Origin of the sequence: Cyanobacterium sp. IPPAS B-1200, assembly GCF_001747005.2 — a bacterium.
GTDB lineage: Bacteria > Cyanobacteriota > Cyanobacteriia > Cyanobacteriales > Cyanobacteriaceae > Cyanobacterium.
Map to the genome: position 1 here is coordinate 639,881 of NZ_CP182899.1, position 21,220 is coordinate 661,100.

General features: G+C 39.0%; 17 protein-coding genes. 8 read left to right on the plus strand and 9 right to left on the minus strand.

The window, feature by feature from the left end:
- Positions 1-5 precede the first annotated feature (5 nt).
- From A5482_RS02875 to A5482_RS02905, 7 genes are all read right to left on the minus strand, one after another.
- Entirely contained in the window at positions 6-1,202 is a 1,197-nt protein-coding gene (locus tag A5482_RS02875; protein ID WP_069792058.1) for a DNA double-strand break repair nuclease NurA, read from the minus strand.
- 58 nt (positions 1,203-1,260) lie between these two features.
- Positions 1,261-2,211, minus strand: a complete 951-nt coding sequence (locus A5482_RS02880; RefSeq protein ID WP_069792057.1) for an undecaprenyl-diphosphate phosphatase — start codon at positions 2,209-2,211, stop codon at positions 1,261-1,263.
- A gap of 88 nt (positions 2,212-2,299) precedes the next feature.
- A complete protein-coding gene (locus A5482_RS02885; RefSeq protein ID WP_069792056.1) occupies positions 2,300-3,394 on the minus strand; it encodes a tetratricopeptide repeat protein in 1,095 nt (364 codons plus the stop codon).
- A gap of 124 nt (positions 3,395-3,518) precedes the next feature.
- Positions 3,519-4,187: a phycobilisome degradation protein NblB gene (gene nblB / locus A5482_RS02890; protein WP_069792055.1), complete on the minus strand. Its 669-nt coding sequence runs from the start codon at positions 4,185-4,187 to the stop codon at positions 3,519-3,521.
- Positions 4,188-4,477: 290 nt separating this feature from the next.
- The gene (locus tag A5482_RS02895; protein WP_069792054.1) at positions 4,478-4,939 is read right to left on the minus strand and encodes a CBS domain-containing protein; all 462 of its coding nucleotides are present in this window, start codon (positions 4,937-4,939) and stop codon (positions 4,478-4,480) included.
- 283 nt (positions 4,940-5,222) lie between these two features.
- Complete coding sequence (gene glcD / locus A5482_RS02900; protein WP_069792053.1) at positions 5,223-6,689, minus strand: glycolate oxidase subunit GlcD; 1,467 nt, start codon at positions 6,687-6,689, stop codon at positions 5,223-5,225.
- Between the two features lie 346 nt (positions 6,690-7,035).
- Positions 7,036-7,776, minus strand: a complete 741-nt coding sequence (locus tag A5482_RS02905) for a PEP-CTERM sorting domain-containing protein (RefSeq protein WP_069792052.1) — start codon at positions 7,774-7,776, stop codon at positions 7,036-7,038.
- A gap of 438 nt (positions 7,777-8,214) precedes the next feature.
- On the opposite strand from A5482_RS02905, the gene A5482_RS02910 reads away from it, so the two are divergent.
- The 6 genes from A5482_RS02910 (at position 8,215) to A5482_RS02935 (ending at position 17,849) form a co-directional block, all read left to right on the plus strand.
- Positions 8,215-8,691, plus strand: coding sequence for a peptidase S1 (locus A5482_RS02910; protein ID WP_069792051.1), 477 nt, complete (start codon positions 8,215-8,217; stop codon positions 8,689-8,691).
- Between the two features lie 160 nt (positions 8,692-8,851).
- Positions 8,852-11,122: a formate C-acetyltransferase gene (pflB, locus tag A5482_RS02915; protein WP_069792050.1), complete on the plus strand. Its 2,271-nt coding sequence runs from the start codon at positions 8,852-8,854 to the stop codon at positions 11,120-11,122.
- Positions 11,123-11,325: 203 nt separating this feature from the next.
- On the plus strand, positions 11,326-11,715 hold the full coding sequence (locus tag A5482_RS02920) for a hypothetical protein (protein WP_069792125.1): 390 nt from the start codon (positions 11,326-11,328) through the stop codon (positions 11,713-11,715).
- 123 nt (positions 11,716-11,838) lie between these two features.
- Positions 11,839-13,464: a DUF4214 domain-containing protein gene (locus A5482_RS02925; RefSeq protein WP_069792049.1), complete on the plus strand. Its 1,626-nt coding sequence runs from the start codon at positions 11,839-11,841 to the stop codon at positions 13,462-13,464.
- 869 nt (positions 13,465-14,333) lie between these two features.
- Positions 14,334-15,806, plus strand: a complete 1,473-nt coding sequence (locus tag A5482_RS02930; protein WP_069792048.1) for a DUF4214 domain-containing protein — start codon at positions 14,334-14,336, stop codon at positions 15,804-15,806.
- 210 nt (positions 15,807-16,016) lie between these two features.
- On the plus strand, positions 16,017-17,849 hold the full coding sequence (locus A5482_RS02935; RefSeq protein WP_069792047.1) for a choice-of-anchor Q domain-containing protein: 1,833 nt from the start codon (positions 16,017-16,019) through the stop codon (positions 17,847-17,849).
- A gap of 79 nt (positions 17,850-17,928) precedes the next feature.
- Here the strand turns inward: A5482_RS02935 and A5482_RS02940 are convergent, their stop codons facing one another.
- Positions 17,929-18,801 carry a hypothetical protein gene (locus A5482_RS02940; RefSeq protein ID WP_069792046.1) on the minus strand — a complete coding sequence of 291 codons (873 nt, stop codon included), beginning with the start codon at positions 18,799-18,801 and terminating at the stop codon, positions 17,929-17,931.
- Positions 18,802-19,136: 335 nt separating this feature from the next.
- On the opposite strand from A5482_RS02940, the gene A5482_RS02945 reads away from it, so the two are divergent.
- Together A5482_RS02945 and A5482_RS02950 are read left to right on the plus strand one after the other, a co-directional pair.
- Complete coding sequence (locus A5482_RS02945; protein WP_069792045.1) at positions 19,137-19,460, plus strand: nucleotidyltransferase domain-containing protein; 324 nt, start codon at positions 19,137-19,139, stop codon at positions 19,458-19,460.
- A complete protein-coding gene (locus A5482_RS02950) occupies positions 19,457-19,816 on the plus strand; it encodes a HEPN domain-containing protein (RefSeq protein WP_069792044.1) in 360 nt (119 codons plus the stop codon). The genes A5482_RS02945 and A5482_RS02950 overlap by 4 nt, the downstream gene beginning before the upstream one ends.
- Positions 19,817-19,896: 80 nt before the next feature.
- On the opposite strand, the gene dxr is transcribed toward A5482_RS02950, so the two are convergent.
- On the minus strand, positions 19,897-21,066 hold the full coding sequence (gene dxr, locus A5482_RS02955) for a 1-deoxy-D-xylulose-5-phosphate reductoisomerase (RefSeq protein ID WP_069792043.1): 1,170 nt from the start codon (positions 21,064-21,066) through the stop codon (positions 19,897-19,899).
- Positions 21,067-21,220 lie beyond the last annotated feature (154 nt).

Below are 21,220 nucleotides of genomic sequence, written 5' to 3' on the forward strand. Positions count from 1 at the left end.
CCACTCTAAGCAATACTGCCCCGTTTACGGGCTTCTTTATAAGAAACGCCCACATTTCGCACCCCATATCTTAACATTTGGTCTTCAATGAGGGAAAAGAATTGAGTGCGATCGCCCCCTTTTATCACCGCCAAATTATGGGCTTCAGCGAGGGCAACGGGATAACCAAAACCTTTGTCGATTTGGGTAAGGGTAATACTCAGGGCTTGATTGAGCAACTCTGAATCCTCGGCTATCCATTGAGGAAATTCCACCCTAGCCACCTCTACACCGCCATGAAGGTAGCAAAAATGGGTTTTTTGACTTTCGGGGTAACAATCCAAGATACGGGAATTACTGCGGAAAATAGCGCTTCTTTGGCGGGGTTGCAAAATCTTATTCCATAGGCTGGTATCCCTTAAGGGTTCTACTTTTTGGCAAGGATTTTTTTCATTATCCAAGGAGCAAAAATTATTACAATTAGGTGCTTCATAGGGACAAGCCATGAGACGTAAAAAACTAATGACCTCAATGCTACGGGATGCACTGATATAACCCACTAGGGGGATTTTACTTTGCCGTAATTGTTCCCAAGATTCGATGACGGGGTTGAGAATTTCTTCCCTTGCCTCGGTGGGTAAATTATCCAAAAACCAGTAAACCAATGAGCCATCTGTCATGGCTAAATTAGGAATATTAAAATGGGCGCCAGGAGGGTTTACCCATGTACAAGCCATCTCGGTTAATACTTGTACTTCTTGCATGGTGCGAAGGTATCCCATCCATTCTTCGGTGCGAATGCCCCATTTTCTGGAGCCGTAGAGGTCTTCGGTTTTATAATAAATTTCGGGAATACTATCTAATAGGGGATGAAAGTTTTGCCCATAGTGGAGCATTATTCTGCCGATGTTAATGAGATAGCAATAAATTATTTCGTGGTGGGAGGGGGCAATTTGGGAGCCATCACTGGAAAAAACGCTGTGGCTAGGGGGAGCGTCTGGTATATCAATAGCGGTATCTAAGGATTCTACGGGGGTGCCAGGGGAAAATATCATGCGATCGCCCCATACTTCCTGTGCTTTAATTAACTCATCCTGATGTTTATTTGCCTCAGAAAAAAGTCCTTGAGCCATTTCCAATCTTTTTAAACTAGCTTGGGCATCTTTTTGCATCTGTTGCCCTATTTGGGGCATTTGTCTGGCTAATTTGGCTATGTCAAGCATGGGAAAAATAATTGATAATTGACAATGGATATTAATTGAGTCGTTATTTTATTTAGTCCTAATTAAAAAAGATTGCACCCAAAATGATTAAACCAAATGCGAGACGATACCAGACAAAAATCCAAGTTTTCTGTTTTTGTAAAAAGCGAATTAACCAAGCAATGGCAAGATAAGAAAAAATGGCGGAAGAAATAGTGCCGACAACTAAGGGCATAATGGATTCGTTGGTCAAATTTAGGGCTAAAACATCTTTTAATTCCACTAAACCAGCAATGGTAATGGCTGGAATACCTAGTAAAAAAGAAAATCTAGCCGCCGTCGAGCGTTCTAAATTTATAAACAATCCAGCGGTAATAGTCGAACCTGAGCGAGATACACCCGGTATTAGGGCTAAGGTTTCTGCTAACCCCATCAAGATACCATCTTTGATAGATAAGTCATCAAAAGTTCTTTTGGGGTGACAAAATTTTTCAGCCATGGCAAGGAGGATAGACATAATTATAGACGCAAGGGCGATCGCACTCAAACCCCTAATGGCAGAGCCATCAAAATCATCCACAAAAGCCTTAATAGCTAAACCTACCACACAGATAGGAATAGTACCGACGATGATACCAGTACCAATTTTAAATTCATGGGTATCATAATTTTTGGTACGCCATGCCTTAATCATGCCTATGGTTAAATTTTTTAAATCCTGCCAAAAATACCAAATGACCGCCAAAATACTACCTAGTTGGATGATAGCAGTAAAAGCAACCCCTGGATCCCCCCATCCCAAAGCCATTGGCACAACTTTTAAGTGAGCAGAGCTACTGATGGGCAAAAATTCCGTTGCCCCCTGCACAAACCCCAAAAAAACCGCCTGAATAAAGTTTAATGATGGGGTATTTGTCTCAACCACCGAATTTTGAGCCACACTAGCCCCCTGACTTAATACCACTAGCATTAAGCCACCTAAAACACCAGAAACCCAAGTAAAAATCGATGATTGAGACTTTGTAAACATTTAGTAATTAATGATTAAGTTATGGAAGAAAAAACAAAGCAAAGTCAAACGAAAAAGTCATGGTCAGTTTATATCAAAACCTCTTTTGTTATTTTAAAACTTCATTAACTTCTTGGGCTGAAGCTAAATCACCCCTTTGTTGATAAATTTCTTCTGCTTTCTTGAGCATGGCTTCGGCTTCTTCATTTCTACTTCTTTCTTTGAGAAGCATTCCTAAGCGATGATAACCATAAGGATTTTGGGGGGCAACTTCGATAAATTGACGATAAGCCACAATGGCCATAATGTTATTACCTTGTTTTTCCAACACCCTAGCTATACTACCATGGGCAACCACAGAATTAGGATCGACACTAGAGGCTCTTCTATAACCACTTAAAGCCATTTCCCAGTCTTCATTTTGTTCGTATAACATTGCCATTTTCAAGATGACATTGGCATCACTGAGGTTACTGACGTGTAAACTTTCTAATTTGTTCAAACCTTCAGCGGCATCGCCCTGTTGAAAATAAGCTGTGGCTAATTTTACTTGTAAATCTGTATTATGAGGAAATTTACTGATGGCTTCGGTTAAAAGTGCGATCGCACTTTCATACTTCCCCTGTTGATACAGAGAAGTTGCCATGACATCATAGGCAGTTTCATCCGTGGCATTCAAAGAAACAATTTGTTGATAATGTCTTTCCACCGCCTGATGTTGTCCATTTCTTAGGGAAATTACCCCCAATGCCAAATGATATTCCGCATTTTGAGGCTCTAATTCCACCGCCCTAGTGTAAGCCCTCATGGCTTCATCATCATCACCACTTCTGGCAAGGGTATAACCCAAAGCACCATAAAAACGAGCATTATCAGGCTCTAGGGAAACCGCCTGACGATAGGCTTGGGCAGAAGAGGAATAATCCCCATTACTAGCATATAAAAAGCCCATTCCTGAAAAAATACGGGCATTAGTTTCATCAATACTAGAGGCTTGACGATAAGCATTGAGCGCGTTGTTTAAATCTCCGCTATCAATATACTCCTTACCTTGGGTTAGTAGTTCGTAAAGTTGTTCTTTTTGTTGAAAAGTAAGCTGTTTACTTGTCTTCTGTTGTGCCTCTACGGAAGACATTAAACCAAATAATCCCGTACTACCAATTACAAGGGAAAGGGTTAATTGACTCAGAAATTTTCTGTTCACTGTTTATAAATCTCCATTTTGACTTAATGAATCTTAATATTAGCAAACCAAAAAGTCAAATGGGGAAGATTAATAAATTATCCACTATTAACACCAAAAACCTAACACCTAACCTCCACAACTGTTATCCATTATCAGTTACATAATTTTTTGCTTCCTCTGCCACTGCGTCGGACTTGTCGTTTGTTAATTTTTGTAAAGCTCCTTGAGCTTTTTCACCCCCCAGTCTGCCGAGGGCTTGGGCGAGACGGTGGCGTATTTGCCAATCATCATTATCCACAAAGGGTAACAGTAAATCAATAGCCCGATGATCCCCTAACTCTCCTAATGCACTGATAGAAGCTGTTTGAAGCAAAGCATTATCAGAATTTAGAGCTTTTTCTAGGAGTAGAAATCCTCTACTATCCCCCAATTCTCCGAGGGCTGCCACAATACTAAATTGAATTAACCAGTCATCGGTGCTGTTATATACTTTTTCCAAGTCTGGATAAGCCTCTGTCATTTTTAGCCCCGCAATGGCATCCGCTGCCGCAGCCCGAACGTCGGACTCAGGATCATTATATAATCGATCTAACAATACTTCTTTACTCTTGGCTAAATCCGCTCCTCCAAGGGTGTCGAGTTGTGATACAGCGGCATATCTTACCCTCACATTATCATCGGCAATCACGGGGATAATCAATTCAAAGGCATCATCGGGGGATAGGTTTCTTAATTCGTTAATGCCCCGAATGCGATCGCCAAAATCCTCTGAATAAAGGAGTTTTTTTACTGATTCTGGTGTGCTGGTCATATACTTTTTTGTTATGGTTGATAAATTTTAAATTGATAATCAATATTAGAATTAATTTACACTTTTTTTAAGTTTCCAAAAAACTTCCATCATGTAATTTTTCTAATACATAAAATTTGCGTGAAACTTGCTCTAAAAAAATATTGTGAATAAACACTGATAAATTTAGTAAAATTAACTCAATGTTATATTCTGCTTTTGTTTTAAAATTATTTGTTAAATTTAAATAATATCTGAAAATAAGTTTTAATAAATAGAAAAACTGTTAGAAAAACAGGGATAATGAATTATTAATGATCCAAAGCCATAGCTTGAATAATATCCCCTTGGGTAACAATGCCCACCACATTACCATTGCCATCAACCACAGGTAAACGACTTATTTTTTTCTCATGGAAAATTTGAGCCGCTTTTTTTACAGTGTCATCAACCTTAACAGTAATCGGCTTGTTAGTCATTACTTCTCCCACACTTTGCCCCAAAGCTTTGTGTACATCTTTTTCATAACGATTAGGATTTTGTAGGTAAATAACACTATCCAAAATCATAATATATGGCGGTGGCTCAACCCCAGTCTCCTGCCACATTAAATCACTTTCGGAAATCACTCCCACCAGTTTATTATCCTTGTCAACCACTGGCAAACCACTTAATTTTTTTTCAGCCAAAATCGTAATGGCTTCGTTGAGGGGAGTATCAGGATTGACGGTGATGGGTGAGGGAGTCATTATATCAGCAACAGTTTTATTCATTTTTTTATATGAAAAATATCTTATGTCCTTAAATTTTACCAAAATCAAGGACTTGATAATTCAAAACTGTTAAATAATTAACAAATCAGATATTTAGCCATTGCCCATTCCCCATGCCCCACGTTTTATTGACTGATGTTACGCAAAAATATAATTAGTTTGAGGTTGTAAAAACGTTGGATGTTCACGCTATGTTCGTACACGTGTTGGGCAAGGGGCTTAAGCCCCTTGTTAAAATTTACAGATAAAACCTAACTTATAAATGAGTACGTAACGTTAGTTCTTAAAATGCTTGACTACCTTTAAACTCAGCTTTTTGAGCATTGGCAGATTCTCCGCAGGTGCGAGGGGTGGGAAAGATTTTTTCGGGGTTGGCTAATCCTTTGGGATTGAAAGCACTTCTGACGTATTGCATGGTTTCTAAGTCTGGCTCACTGAACATATCTGCCATGTAACATTTTTTATCGCTACCGATGCCATGCTCTCCTGATATGCTACCACCTACTTTTACACAAAGTTTAAGAATTTCTCCCCCTAATTCTTCTACTTTTTCAAAACTTCCTTCTTCGGCTTGGTTATATAAAATAAGAGGATGTAAATTTCCGTCTCCTGCATGGAAAACATTGGCGATACGGTAGCCGTATTGTTCCCCTAAGACACTTATTTCGCTTAATACCGAGGCTAATTGCGATCGCGGCACAACTCCATCTTGTACAAAGTAATTAGGGCTAATTTTGCCCATGGCGGCGAAGGCGGCTTTTCTGCCTTTCCATAATTTTAGACGGGTGGGAGCATCTTCGGCGGAGGTAATATTTCTCGCACCGCACTGTAAACAAATTTCTCCTACTTTTTCCTTGTAGTTTTTTACTTCTACTTCTAAACCGTCTAACTCCACTAACAAAATGGCTTGGGCATCCCGGGGATAACATTGAGTAGCCACAATATCTTCCACGGCATTGATGCTAAAATTGTCCATCATTTCCATTCCTGCAGGGATAATTCCTGAGCGGATAATTTCGGCGACGGCTTTTCCTGCTTCTTCAATGCTATTAAAATCTGCTAAAACTACGGAGATAGAATCAGGAGTTTTAAGGATTTTTAGGGTGATTTCTGTGGCAATACCCAAAGTACCTTCTGAGCCAACAAATAAGCCTGTGAGGTCATATCCAGGGGTTTCTGGGACTTTTCCGCCGATTTTGACGATGTCCCCTTCTGGGGTGACGATGGTTAAGCCCAAGACATGATTAGTCGTTGTGCCATATTTGAGACAGTGGACACCCCCTGAGTTTTCGGCAACATTGCCTCCAATAGAACAAATGATCTGGCTAGAGGGGTCAGGAGCATAATAAAACCCTGCACCCGTGACGGTTTGAGTTACCCAATTATTGATGATGCCAGGCTGGACGACAATTCTTTGGTTTTCGTAGTCGATGTCTAATACTTTTGCCATACGGGCGGTAACGATTAAAACGCAGTCTTCGACGGGCAATGCTCCCCCTGATAATCCTGTCCCTGCACCCCTTGCTATCCATGGGATGTCGTTCTCATGGCAGATACGGGCGATCGCACTTACCTCCTCCGTTGTCCTTGGTAAAGTAACAAGGGCAGGGCGTTGCCGATATTGAGGCAAACCATCACACTCATAGGTGAGTAATTCTTCTTTGCGTTTAATTACCCCTTTTTTCCCTAAAACTGCTTCTAACTGCTTAATTATCGGTTGCCATTTATTGCGGGTAACACTGAAAACCATTAATCTAATGACTTAATTATTATTTCCCCATTGTATCTCAACCAATGAACCAAGGAAATAAATTAGATTACTTTATCTATATGGTCAATCGAACCAGTATTTTATGTGCTATGACTCGTCAAATTAAGATTTCCTTACATCGTGAGGAGAATTACGTAAGAGTACTTAATAAAAGATGACTTTATCTTTATAATATACTTAAGTATGTTGATTGCAGAAGATTCCCAAAACAGTTTTTAGGGAATTTTTTAAAACAAAGGATAACGTTTGATATGAAATTATTTAAAACATTGCTTTTGCAATATCTCTAATACTTTTTATCCTAATCGGAATAGATAACAGAGAATTAGTTATCCCCGAATTTTTTCTTCATAGAAGCTAAGCCTAATCCGCCCAAAAATAAAATGCCCATTACTGAAGACGGTTCAGGAATTTCTAACACTTGATCAAAATTGATGTTGCTAATGCCAATATTGCCACTATTTCCAAACTGTATTCTCAAGATACCGTTGTGAGTTATGTTAGGTAAAAGAGTCAGCTTTGCGTTCTCAGTAATGTTAACAAATGCGTCTGACGAATTAGTTACACCATTACTCGTCCATAAAATATTATAGTTTTCATCAAAAACTGCCAGTCGTTGATTGTCTCCAGGTTCATTAAGATAAGTAGATAAATCAAAGCTATTTAGAAGAACGCTTACACCAGTTTCAGGGATGAATGAAATTTCCCCGATCACATCACCTCCAGCTGCATAGGCTACCTTGTTTAAACCTGAATAATCATCTCCTGACGCACTTTCATAATAACTAAGTCCATTGGTTCCACTATAGTTACTCGTACCAAAATTACTTAGTGATAATGTTCTGTATTGGACTGTTATTTTGTCAGTAAAATTATTCCCTTGTTCATAATTAAAAAATCCATCTTTAATTGAGTCGATATTGTCTCCATATCCTTGAGGAATAGATTGTTCATTAGCCAGATTATCGATATTAAACGTCAACACCGAAGCAGAGCTTTTTTGGCTGGGAAGAAAAGTTAACAGGGATGCTGTTAAAGCTGATATTAATACGATTTGTTTCTTCATCTCATTACATTAGTTGTTGTTTACGATTTGATTGTAGTTATTTTTTGATATTAATATACATTCCATATAATTTTTAGTTTACTAAATGATAAAGTTCTATGTAAACAAAATCACGGTATAGTAACTTGGAATAATTTGGTAAATGTATTCTTAAAAATCAGGTATTGTGACATCATACTGTCAGTAATTACACGTAAGTATGACAGCTTTTAATGTTATCAAAATCAATACTTTTCAGCGGAGTGAAATGGGGAAAAATAACTGCCATAAAACAGATGTTTGTTACCCTAAAATAATTATATACGGATTAACTCAAATTGGTTAACAAAAAGAAACGATCGCCTTTATCACGACACAGTACAATTACCGTAGCAAGAGTTTAGAGAAAGACTATCTTCCAATAAATTCTTGATATTCTCGTTAAAAAAAATTAAACATATGTTTAGTAGAGTCCTGTTCATTAGCGCAACTCTTTTAGGTAGCATTACACTAGGAGTGTCAGCCCAAGACTACGATTCTGATCCGACTTATGGCTCGGCCAGACTCTCTGGAGGATTTTTACCAGATCCGCACACCATAACTGTACAAGCTGGAGGAAGCATTGATGCTAGTGAGTCCATCGGAGGCTCATGCGTTGGAAACATTTCTCAGGCTCCAGATTATCGTATCAATTTTACCCCTGGTTCACAACCTCTGATTATCTCAGTAGATTCAGCATACGATACAACCCTAGTCATTAATAATCCAGATGGTGAATGGTTTTGTGATGATGATAGTGGCAACTCTCGAAGTCATAACCCTTCCATACGCTTTAATAATCCAGAATCGGGTCAATATGATATATGGATAGGCACGTATAATTCAGATTTAACCCCAAATGCCGTACTACAAATATCAGAACTAACCAGTAGATAAGGAGTGCAGTAAATTTTTAGGTATTAGGTTTAAGTGTTCAATATCTTATCAAAAAAAACATTACACCATTAACAAAACGAAACGATCGCCCTTAGAGCCAAAGAGTATAATAGTAGTAAGGAGGACTAGCTACCAATAGACAAAAGCTAGATCGCAACATATGGTAATGACCACAGACAAAACCGCCTCCAACCCTACACAAAAATATCCCATCTGGGAAGAATTTGAGAGCGGAAAATGGCAACAAGAAGTTAATGTCAGAGATTTTATACAAAGAAATTATACCCCCTACGCCGACGACGAATCTTTCCTCAGCGATGCCACCCCCACCACCCATAACCTGTGGACGGAGGTTAAATTGTTGATGAAACAAGAAAGAGAAAAAGGAGTATTGGATGCCGAAACCAAAATTCCCTCCAGTATCAACGCCTACGGTGCAGGATACATCAACAAAGACTTAGAAAAAATAGTCGGCTTACAAACCGATAAACCCCTTAAACGTGCCATCATGCCCAATGGTGGTATTAGGGTAGTGGAAAAATCCCTCGAGGCTTATGGATACAGCATAGATCCCTTAATCCATGATATATTCAACAAATATCGTAAAACCCATAACGATGGGGTTTTCTCCGCCTACACCACTGAGATGAGAAAAGCCCGTAAATCAGGTATTATCACAGGTTTACCTGATGCCTATGGTAGAGGCAGAATTATCGGGGATTATCGACGAGTGGCATTGTATGGCGTGGACTTCCTCATGGAAGACAAACAAAATCAACTCCTCTCTCTCGAAATGGACTTGATGGACGAAGACACCATCCGCCTACGGGAAGAAATTACCGAGCAAATCAAAGCCCTCCATGAATTACAAGAGATGGTAAGTAGTTACGGTTTTGACATCAGTAACCCCGCCACTAACGCTACCGAAGCGGTGCAATGGCTCTATTTTGGCTATTTAGCCGCTGTTAAAGAACAAAATGGGGCTGCCATGTCCTTGGGGCGCACTGCCAACTTCCTCGACATTTATATTCAAAGGGATTTAGACAAGGGATTGATTACCGAAACTGAAGCCCAAGAATTGCTTGATCAATTTGTGATCAAATTGCGCATGGTCAGGTTTCTACGAGCTCCTGAGTATAACCAATTATTCGCCGCAGATCCAGTGTGGGTAACGGAAGTTATCGGTGGTATGGGTTTAGACGGGCGCCCCTTGGTGACAAAAACCAGTTTCCGTTTCCTCCATACCCTTTATAACTTAGGCCCTGCCCCTGAGCCGAATTTAACTATTTTATGGTCTGAAAAACTGCCCCTAGCCTTTAAACGCTATTGTGCTAAGGTTTCCATTGATACGAGTTCTATTCAATATGAAAACGATGATTTGATGCGCCCTGAGTATGGAGATGATTATGGCATCGCCTGTTGTGTGTCGGCTATGCGTATCGGTAAACAGATGCAGTTTTTCGGTGCGAGGGTAAACCTTGCCAAAGCCTTATTATATGCCATCAATGGTGGTAAGGATGAAAATACTGCCATGCAGGTTGCCCCTGCCTATGCGCCTATCACTTCGGAATATCTCGATTATGATGAGGTATCAGCAAAATTTGACCTGCTCATCGACTGGTTAGCTAAGTTATATGTTAATACTTTGAATGTCATTCATTATATGCACGACAAGTATTCTTACGAACGTATTGAAATGGCACTCCATGATCGAGATGTTTATCGCACCATGGCCTGTGGTATTGCTGGTTTGTCGGTGGTGGGTGATGCTTTTTCGGCTATGAAATATAGCAGGGTGAAAGTTATCCGAAATGAGGTTGGTTTGGCGGTAGATTACGAGGTGGAGGGTGATTATCCTAAATTTGGTAATAATGATGATCGAGTGGATACCATCACCGCTAATATTATGACGGCGTTTATGAATAAGATACGCAAAAATAAAACTTATCGTAATGCCATTCCTACTCAGTCGGTGTTAACTATCACTTCTAATGTGGTATATGGTAAAAAAACTGGTAGCACTCCCGATGGCAGAAAAGCGGGTGAACCTTTTGCCCCTGGTGCCAACCCCATGCACGGCAGGGATACTAACGGTGCGATCGCATCTATGGCTTCTGTGGCAAAATTACCCTACGAAGATGCGCAAGATGGGATTTCTTATACCTTCTCCATTGTACCCGAGGCGCTGGGTAAAACAGCGGATATGAGGATTAGTAACCTCGCTGGAATGCTAGATGGTTATTTCCACGATACAGGACACCATATCAACATTAACGTCCTTAACCGAGAAACTCTCCTTGATGCCATGGATCATCCTGAACAGTATCCTCAGCTTACCATCAGGGTATCAGGTTATGCGGTGAACTTTATTAAACTTACCCGTGAGCAACAGCTAGACGTTATTAACCGTACTTTCCACGCTCAGTTATAGTGCTAATTTCGTTCTTTTGTTTCCTCTCCTTTTGGGGGGGAATTTTTTTTGTAAGCATCAAATCGGCTTTAAACGAGAATCTCAATTGGGTAATATTCCCCATACATTATTGCCGATAAAGGGTGGTTTACCCCTTATGTAAAGGAACCTCGATCTGGGAATATAAAGAAAAGATAAAGACAAAGGGAATTGAGGGGAAAACCATGGAATATATCTATTTTATTGATAACGCTAGTTTAGTAATTAGGCTAATTAACTTTTTGATAAAAACGCCCTTATTTGGGGAATCAGAACTAACTGTGGTGAATCAGATTAATGGTTGGGTAATTCGTCTCAAGGTACCCTATTTCTTAACTCAATTACAATATGGTAATTTGAGGGCTTTTCTTGAAGAAATAGGATATATTTATCATCCCAAAGTCAAAATGAACTTGGTATTTTGTAGCCTAGATATGGGAGAAAGCCCTGTGAAAGTAATGGTTGATTACCAAGTGGCGATCGTTTCCTATGGTATTCCCAACACCGCCGAAATAGAAGCATTTCGCCTACAGTTTTCTCAAGGTTTAGGCTACTGCCCAAAAACCTTGGCATAACCCACTAAATCCCTTTCCTGCCCACGAGGAGAAGCACATTAAAAAGTTTTATTAAGAATTAATTTTATTTGGAACGAAAACTTTAAAATTTCGTCAGTGACAGAAAACACAATATATAAAAAAATGACACAAAATGTAATTTTACAAGGAAGTTTTAGCTCTACGGATTTCCTTCGTAGCTTTAACCGATTCTCTGACTTTGTCAATTTTCGTCGTCCTAGCGGGCGCCCTGTGGATGAGTTTGAGTTCAGCTTAACGGGTAACGCAAGTCCTACCCTAACGGTTTCATCTCCGAGTTTAACCAACTCCGCGGACTTTAAGTTAATCTTGGTGAACACTAACACTAATCAAGTGGTTAGCTCTGTCACTTCTGCGGGGGGCAATGCCACCATCAGTGGTACACCTCTAAATGGAGGAACCAACTATCGCTTACAGGTAGTTGGACGGGGTGCGGCAGGGGCTTTGCCTAATCTATTTGGGTTTACTCCTACCCCTAACTATACCCTCCAAGGGACCTTACCTCAAGTTGGAGTGCCACAGTTTCAAACTTTTCAAGCCAAAAATAGTGACTTTACTACTATTTCCTCTGGATTAAATAGTGTTGGTACTACCAAAATTTTGGAAAGTACTGACACTCTTTTTGTGGCGAGACAAAGTAGTAATGCTGGTAATGAAAAAATAGTTGGTTTTACCGATGGCGAAGCTGGAGACATTGCTGGAAGCGGTAATGGTCGAGTGGGTTTTGCTGATGAATATCGTTTTTCTTTTGATAATCCGGGTAGTGCCTCCGATGTGGTTGTTACTATTACTGGTGTTGGGGGAAATGCCCTAGGGAACAATAACAGTGGCCCTTATGTTGCCATACTAAATGATAGTACTGGAGAGATTTTGGGGCAGACTGCTTATACTGCTTTTGGCTTCGGTAATGATTTTGTTGCTGATAATGATAGTACCCTTATTACTATCCCTGCGGCGACAGTTAACACCCTGATTACTAATGGGGATGACTTACGGTTAAAAGTAGCTGGTTTTGAAGTGGAGGGGGGAGCAGAAATTGGTAATGTTGATCCCAGTCGTACCCTTGCTTATAATGTCAATGTTTTTTCCTCTGGACGTAATCTTTCTTTGGAAGAAAGGACTCCTAGCGCTGGGGGAGGAGAAAATTTTCTTACCCTTGATAGCAGTAACGCAGAAATTGCCTATGTAGCTTATTATGGCAGGCCAGCTGACCCTTCAGGACGTACTTTTTGGTCTAATGTATTGGGTAACAGTGGTATTAGTTATTCTCCTCGTAGTGGCGATGTTTTAGCCAATTTTCCTGAGTCTGCCAGAAATGCCTACAATCAATTTGTTAATGATTTTGGTAACTCCACGGAGTCGGGGCAGTTGTTTGGTGGTTTAAATACCGTTGCTCGTATTAACCAAATTTACCAACAAAACTTTAATCGTTCTGCGGATTCTGAGGGCTTAAATTTCTGGCTCAATGCCATTAATAATGGGGATGTTTCTTTACCAGCCGCAGCTTTGGAAATTGCTTTGGGTGCCACCAGTGGAGATTTAACTATCATACAAAACAAGATCGATAGTTCAAACCTATTCACTAATAGCTTGGTAAATCAGGGGGTTACGTCTCGTTATAGTGGTGCTGATGCGGTCACAGTGGGGCGTAATTTCCTTGATTCTGTTGGTTTATCGGTAGCTACCCAAGGACAGGTTAATACTTCTATTAATAGTCTTCCTGTGGTGTAATCGGATCTCCTTGCCCCTTAAGTTTAAGCGTTAGGAGATCTCTCCCTGCTGCCCCTGATAAGGGGGGAGTAAGATAAGGCTTTTAAAATAATGAGGGAGTAAAAGTTTTGATTTATTCCTTAAACTGTATTTTACGCTCACAAGAGAACGAAATATGGTAAGTCCCCCTTAGTAAGGGGGATTTAGGGGGATCAAACCTGATGCTATTATGCCCACCCTTGCCCCTCAAGTTTCAGCGTTAGAGATCCCCCCCCTGCCCCCCTTGATAAGGGGGGAGTAAGATAATACTTTTAAAATAATGAGGGAGTAAAAGTTTTGATTTATTCCTTAAACTGTATTTTACGCTCACAAGAGAACTAAATATGGCAAGTCCCCCTTAATAAGGTGGATTTAGGGAGATCGAAGGGAACGAAACCTCAGTCTTTAACGTCTTGTCCTAGGGTATTATACTTTGGCTTTATGATTTTACTTTTACGGATAGGGATCCAGTTCTTTTTAATGTAGGGAATAATCGTAAAAATCAAAAAAGTAGATTTTTTTGGAAAAAGTGTTTCATTTTCCGTTATTATCGCTATAATCTTAATCGTAACAGAACATCTCTTTGTATAAGAGTGTGTGAGGAGTTAAACTAAAATACTTAAAAATAAAGTAATAAAAAGCCTTTCTATCTTACTCGTAAAAAAGTCAAGATATGAAGATAAAATGTACTTCTAAATTATATTAAATATTTTAATTTAGGGCATTATAATAAGTTTTAACTCCATTCTGAGGAAATATTGACAAGTTTTAAAATGCTATGGTAGTATTAATCAGAATAATTTTATTGACCAAAAATACAAAAACATCACCTTCTTTCAGGATAAAAAAATATGAGTACATTTAACTTTACTGGAGTTTTCAACAGTAACGATTTTTTCTATAATCCAGGACTTGCACCTACATCTACTAGCGTTTTCGATGAGTTTGAATTCACCGTAGGTGATGAAGACATAACTAACTTGAACTTTACCTTTGCCGCTTCTGCTCCTAGTGCTTTAAGTAGTGCAAACATCACTATTTTTAATGCTAAAACTGGTGAATTTGTTACTGGTTCGACTGGAAATGCTGGAAGCAACGGTGGTTTAGTTTTCAACACCGCTACAGCATTTGATGCAGAGGAAACCTATAGAGTCAAGTTTACGGCTTTTCCTGCAGGACCTATTGCTTTAAATCCTGGTGCATTTGACTTTGATGCAAGTAACTATCAATATAGTTTAACTGTTTCACCTGCAGCTGTTCCAGGGAATGGAATAATTGCCAGTGTTAATCAATTTAATACAGGATTATCCCCAGTTAGTAATGGCACTGGTACTGACTCTGTAAACATTGTTGGTTCTTTCACACCAACTGATAGTTTCAAAACTAGCAATGTTCTTAATCCTTTAGACACTCTTTTAGTTGATCAGTATCGCTTAGATTTGTCTGGATCATTGGATACTGGTGAAAATTTAGACCTTACCGCCAATGGAGCTAACTTAAGATTGTTCAATGCAACAACTGGAGAACTAATTACCAGTGGATTGAACGCTATTCAAATAACCAACGCAAACTTTGGAAATCTTGATTTAGATGATGGTTTTGTACTTCAAGTAATTGATTCTACGGCTAATCAAAATGATGCTAACAATATACCTACTATTAAATCCTATGATTTAGGTATTGATGGTGAAGGTTTAAACATCGCTTTACGTGAGTTCACTGACTCTAGACAACCTTCTTTGGCAGATCCTGAGTTTGGCGGACCTTTAACCTTGAATGCTGATAATGCACAACTTCTTTATGTTGCGTATTATGGAAGACCTGCGGATCCTAGTGGTTTGAACTTCTGGGAAGATGCTATTGCAGCTCAAAACTTTAGTTACACCCCTAACACAGGAGATGTACTAACTGGTGCAGATTTAGACTTCTACAACAGCTTCACCACTGATTTTGGTACTTCCACCGAAGCAACCAGTCTATTTGCTAACTTCACGACCCTAGGTGTTGTAGAGCAAATTTATCAACAAGCTTTTGACAGACCTTCTGACACCGCAGGAAGAAACTTCTGGACTGAACAAATCAATTTAGGTAATGTAAGCGCTAGTACTGCTGCCATTGAAATTGCTTTGGGTGCTACTGGTACTGATAGAATTACTCTTAATAACAAGATTTCTTCTGCTGACCTAGTTACCACTGGTTTAGGTTCCAATCCTGATTCTTTAAGTAATTACACAACTGAAGCTGGTCGTAACTTCCTTGATCCCATTGCAGCTAGCGTAGCTACTCAGGCTCAAGTCAACGTATTCTTAGCTGGTTTAGCATAATTTATTTGCGAAACATTTTTTTATTTCCCTCCGACATCGGGGGGTTTTTTTTGTCAATTTAGATCTTATTATTCATAATCAATTAACCAAAATTGCCATCGCTCCGATACAAAAAACAAGGCTTTTTTATTTTATCTTTGTTAGTTTTCATAGAGAAGAAAGGGTATCATGAGATAAATAAATCAATATAATAAATAGGGGATAAATAGTATGTTAGAGCGTATTGATTTTGGTGCGAGGGTAGCGGAATTTGACCGTATTGTAAGCTCTTTTGGGGCAAATAACGGTATGATGAACGGTCTGGACAACTCCTTTACCGATGAGGGATTTAGTGAGTTTGTAAATAATAATTCCATTATTCTTAATGAGATGAATAATGGGGAGATGGCATTAGAACCCATTACCCTAGTGGTAGATGTTTTCGAGGATCAAAATGATGGTAATGCGAGTAATGGTTTGTCTTTACGAGATGCAATCATTATTGCCCATAGAGATCCTGCTAGACAATATATCATTCAACTGGCAGCAGGAACTTATAATTTGACCATTGAGGGTAGAGAAGATTTTCGTTTCCAAGAGCAAGTTGGTTCTCCTGCTGAGACAGAGGGAGTAGAAGGAGATGACGGGCAGGAGGAAGAACAAGAAGAAACTGTTGATGAAAATCAAGAGGAAACTGTCGATGAGGGAGAAAATGGCGGCGGTGATAGTGGTGGAGAAAATCAGGATGATACTGATAATGGTAATGGTGATAATGGTAATGGTGAGGAGGAAGCAGCCCCTGATAGTGTTTTAGGATTATTTGATAATACAGTCCTCAGAACTGGTGATTTAGATATTAATACCCGTGTAACCATTGTGGGGGAAGATCCTAGTAATACAATTATTGATGCTAGTGCTTTGGGCGATCGCATTTTTGATGTTAAAGATGGAGGATTATTAACTATTGAAAACGTTACTCTTCAAAATGGTTTGACTCAAGGAACGTTTGCCGAAGGTGGCCCCGTGGAACAAAGTTTAGAGCCCGATTCTTTTTCGGGAGGAGCCATTCGGATTTTACAAAATGGTTTATTAATCGTTAATAATAGTGTTATTAAAAATAATTTATCTGGATGGGATGGAGTCACTTCCCCTGCAAATGTGAACGGCGGTGCGATCGCCAATCTCCTCGGCACAGTACAAATTAACAACTCCATCATCAGAAATAACCAATCAGAAGTTAATGGAGGAGGTATTTTTAATAATGGGGCGATGACAATTAATAATAGTGCCATTATTGGTAACGAGGCCAATGTTAGAACCTTTTACGTTGACCAAGTAGAAGGGGGTGGAGGCATCTGGCACAGCGGAGGAAGCCTTACAATTCTCAATACTACCATTGCCCAAAACAGAGCCCTACTCGCAGGTTTCAAAGCCGTAAATCCGACTAATCCTAACAATGATGCTTTTGCTGGGGGCGGTGCAATCTTAATTGATTTAGTAAATGAAGGTGGCCCGGGAGAAGTAATAATAGTCAATTCTACCATCGTTGATAATGATGCCGAATTAGGTTCTGGTATTTTGTCTAACGGTGACTTAGAGGGGATTCTGATCAGAAATAGTATTGTTGCCAGAAATACAGGCAGTCCCGATATTGAAGGATTTTTTGGCGTAAATAGTAGCTCTAACCTTGTAGGCAATGGTAACGGCTTAATCGTTAATGGAGTTAATGGCAACATCGCAGGGGGTATCAATAATCCTGTTGATCCTCTTTTGGGTACTTTTGATGGAGCAGGTTTTTACCCTTTATTGGAAGGTAGTCCAGCTATTAATACAGGAAATAACACTTTCATTGAGCAAGTGTCTATCTTTGAAGAAGTATTAAGGGATCAAAGAGGATTAACCCGAATTGTTAATGGTAATGTGGACATTGGTAGTTTTGAGTTTGGGGCGGATAATGTTGAACCAGAAAATATTGCTCCTCCCCTAGAAAATGCGAATACTATCGTTCCTGTTAATACTAACAATGGCATTGGTCAGGCATTTTTCTCTTTCTTTAATTTCTAAAAAAACTTAGTTAGCCCATGGTGGGCAATGCCCACCCTATAAATTTTGTAATATTTGTTTCAATTTAAAGTTGACGACTTTATGAAAAAATATCGAGGGGGTTAGAAATAACTTTTAAACCCAATTCCTGCCAATAGTTAATAATTTCTTGGGGAGATTGTACTTGATTAAGATGTAAAGGGATTTGATCAGTAATAATTCTCGGTTGAGGTCCTCTCATAATAGCATTAAGATCATGAGAATCTAAGTTATACAGGAAAACAGGTTTTTCTTGATAATTTAGAATACTATGGGCGAGTTTCTCATAATTGATAGAAAGGATGTTATTAATATTGATAATGATTTTTTCGGTATTTTGATCATTATTGAGGGTTGAAAGTAACATCTCCCAATCAACTTCCTGAAAGGTACAATTTCCGAGGTTAATAACTGTAGATATTCCTTGATCATTTTCTTGATAGAGCAAAGCTAGTTCAAAACTTATTTTGCTATCCCCATAGTTAATAATCCCAATATTGCCAGAAGGGTATAACTGAGGATTTAGCACCCCATAACTGGCTTTATCGGTCATTAATATTCCTGCCCCGTTGGTGCCCAAAAGCTGTACTTGTTTTTGTTGGGCTTTTTGTTTTAACTTGAATAAGTCAAGGGGGGGAATTCCTCCAGCATTGATAATAATTTGCTTGATACCAGCGTCTATGGCTTCGAGGGCGGCATCTAACACAAGGAAGGGATGATTGAAAATAATACTGGTCTTGATCCCCCCAAGGTGTTCTACAGCTTCGCTGACAAGGTCAAATAGGGGTATATCATGGTATGAATCGCCAATATAGTCTGATGGCACTCCCACTAACTGATTAGTATTTTTCCATTGGGTAGCCTTGACATAGGATAGGGCTTCAGGTTCGTTGATACCCTGTAATAATATTTTTGGCTCGAAATTCCATACCATAATTTATTGTTTCTCGTTTTTAAGCTAGTGCTATTAGGGATTATACCGTGCTAATTATATCATTATATTATGGGTGCAATTACCGTTGTGTCTTAGGTAGGTCCGATAAGGGGAGGTCTGCCACTTTGCTCTCTGCGAGATCGCTTTTAAAGCATTTAAACTATGTATGATAAACTGGGTATAGGAATTTTATATGAGTCATGGGAATATGATCCGGAGTTAGCCCCCCTCAACAAGGGGCGAAATCAATTTTAAATTTTAATAAATGATTTAGGACTGCCATATCTTGTTACCTACCTAATATCAACAAAATCTCTTATTCTATTAGTATAAAAGTGAAACATCCTGAACTGGATAAAATAATAAATAAAACAAAAAAAAAGTTATCTGAATGCTATAAAAAAGACCTACATAGTATTATTCTTTATGGCTCTCAAGCGAGAGGAGATGCAAAAATATATTCAGATATAGATATTTTAATAGTTCTTAAAAGCACTTTTAACTATCTTCAAGAGCTAAATAAAACCAGTACTTTTATTGCTGACTTATCACTGGAATACGATACTGTTATTTCTCGGGCGTTTATCTCTCAGAAATCTTTTTTGAATGATAAAACTCCTTTTCTAATTAATATAAAAAGAGAAGGAATACCCCTATGAATAAAGACCAAAAATTGCTACTAGAAAAAGCAGAACGTAGTTTAAAAGGCTCTAAACTGCTTCTTGAAAATGGTTTACCAGAATTGGCGGTATCTCGTGCTTACTATGCAATGTTTTATATTGCAGAAGGTTTTATTTTGGAACAGGAATTGAGTTTTTCAAGTCATGCGGGAGTAATTAGTGCTTTTGCAAAAAAAGATCAAGAATTAAGAAAATTTCACCGAGCTTTAATTAATGCTCAAGATTTAAGAACTCGTAGTGATTATGATTTAGACTCTGGCATTGATGATAGTGATGCTCAATTTCAAATAGAAATTGCTCAAGAATTTATTTCTTTTTTCAAGGTTTATTTTTAGTCAAATAGTTTATCGCTATGATAGTGAGAAAAAACCCCTCAATTATGAGAGAGGAGTTTGGGTGGGGTAATTTTTGTGGTTTAAGCTAACACTGTGAGAGATTGTAACACTTCTCTTCTTGCCCATTGATCCGCTTCAATTATATCATCTAGGGAAGGTTGAGCTTTATTCTGGGGCGAAAAGCGATCGCACACAGTCTCAATCAAACGGGGAATATCAAGGAAAGCAATTTTTTCTTCGAGGAAAAGAGCCACCGCCTGTTCATTTGCCGCATTTAACACCGCAGGTAAACAACCCCCCGCCCTACCGGCGGAATAAGCTAACTGCATACAAGGATATTTGTGATGATCAGGTTCACGGAAAGTAAGACTACCTACTTTTACTAAGTCCAAAGACTCCCAATTAGTATAAAGGCGATCGGGATAAGAAAGCGCATAAAGTAAAGGTAAACGCATATCAGCCCATCCCAACTGAGCTAAAACCGACGTATCCTGTAACTCAATCATCGAATGAATAATACTCTGAGGATGAATGACAATATCAATATCATCATAGTCCAGACCAAAAAGATAATGAGCCTCAATCACCTCTAACCCTTTATTCATAAGAGTCGCAGAATCAATAGTAATTTTTTGACCCATAGACCAATTAGGATGTTTAAGCGCATCCTTAACCGTTACTGAAGCCAACTTTTCCACTGGCAAATCACGAAAAGAACCCCCAGAAGCCGTTAAGATAATCTTTTTTAAACCCTTGTCAGGTACACCCTGCAAACATTGAAAAATTGCGGAATGTTCCGAATCCGCAGGAAACAACTTCACCCCGTACTCTTCAATCAGGGGTAACACCACAGGTCCCCCAGCAATCAACGTTTCCTTATTCGCAAGGGCAATGTCTTTTCCAGCCTTGATAGCTGCGATGGTGGGCAACAGTCCAGCACACCCCACAATACCAGTGACCACACTTTGCGCACTTCCATACCTTGCCACCTCACAGATACCATCACTCCCCCCCAATAATATCGGCTGATAATCAAGATTGCTTAACAATTCCTTTAAGGAAGATAAATTGTCCTCATCTCGAATGGCAACAATTTCCGGTCTAAATTCCTTAATTTGTTGGGCAAGGAGTGTTAAATTACTACCAGCTGCCAATCCAATTACCCGAAACTGTTGAGGATTTTCCCTAACAATATCTAAGGTTTGAGTACCGATAGATCCTGTTGATCCTAATATAGAAATTGATTTCATAGCTTAGTGTGTCATGGTGATGATCAATATCTTATTACACATTGGCTTTTCACGGGATAGTCTTTTTCTAATCTTCTTTACATATCTATTTCCTTTTTTGCTCTGGATGAAAATATATACATAATCTCCACAACCACTTCGTTACAAAGACTTA

Bases quoted from the DNA above. Each gene is read 5' to 3' on its own strand.
- A5482_RS02950 (WP_069792044.1), top strand. From the start codon at position 19,457: ATGAATAAAGACCAAAAATTGCTACTAGAAAAAGCAGAACGTAGTTTA.
- nblB (WP_069792055.1), bottom strand. From the start codon at position 4,187: ATGACCAGCACACCAGAATCAGTAAAAAAACTCCTTTATTCAGAGGAT.
- A5482_RS02875 (WP_069792058.1), bottom strand. From the start codon at position 1,202: ATGCTTGACATAGCCAAATTAGCCAGACAAATGCCCCAAATAGGGCAA.
- A5482_RS02905 (WP_069792052.1), bottom strand. From the start codon at position 7,776: ATGAAGAAACAAATCGTATTAATATCAGCTTTAACAGCATCCCTGTTA.
- A5482_RS02895 (WP_069792054.1), bottom strand. From the start codon at position 4,939: ATGAATAAAACTGTTGCTGATATAATGACTCCCTCACCCATCACCGTC.
- A5482_RS02940 (WP_069792046.1), bottom strand. From the start codon at position 18,801: ATGGTATGGAATTTCGAGCCAAAAATATTATTACAGGGTATCAACGAA.
- dxr (WP_069792043.1), bottom strand. From the start codon at position 21,066: ATGAAATCAATTTCTATATTAGGATCAACAGGATCTATCGGTACTCAA.
- A5482_RS02930 (WP_069792048.1), top strand. From the start codon at position 14,334: ATGAGTACATTTAACTTTACTGGAGTTTTCAACAGTAACGATTTTTTC.
- pflB (WP_069792050.1), top strand. From the start codon at position 8,852: ATGGTAATGACCACAGACAAAACCGCCTCCAACCCTACACAAAAATAT.
- A5482_RS02920 (WP_069792125.1), top strand. From the start codon at position 11,326: ATGGAATATATCTATTTTATTGATAACGCTAGTTTAGTAATTAGGCTA.
- A5482_RS02935 (WP_069792047.1), top strand. From the start codon at position 16,017: ATGTTAGAGCGTATTGATTTTGGTGCGAGGGTAGCGGAATTTGACCGT.
- A5482_RS02925 (WP_069792049.1), top strand. From the start codon at position 11,839: ATGACACAAAATGTAATTTTACAAGGAAGTTTTAGCTCTACGGATTTC.
- glcD (WP_069792053.1), bottom strand. From the start codon at position 6,689: ATGGTTTTCAGTGTTACCCGCAATAAATGGCAACCGATAATTAAGCAG.
- A5482_RS02910 (WP_069792051.1), top strand. From the start codon at position 8,215: ATGTTTAGTAGAGTCCTGTTCATTAGCGCAACTCTTTTAGGTAGCATT.
- A5482_RS02880 (WP_069792057.1), bottom strand. From the start codon at position 2,211: ATGTTTACAAAGTCTCAATCATCGATTTTTACTTGGGTTTCTGGTGTT.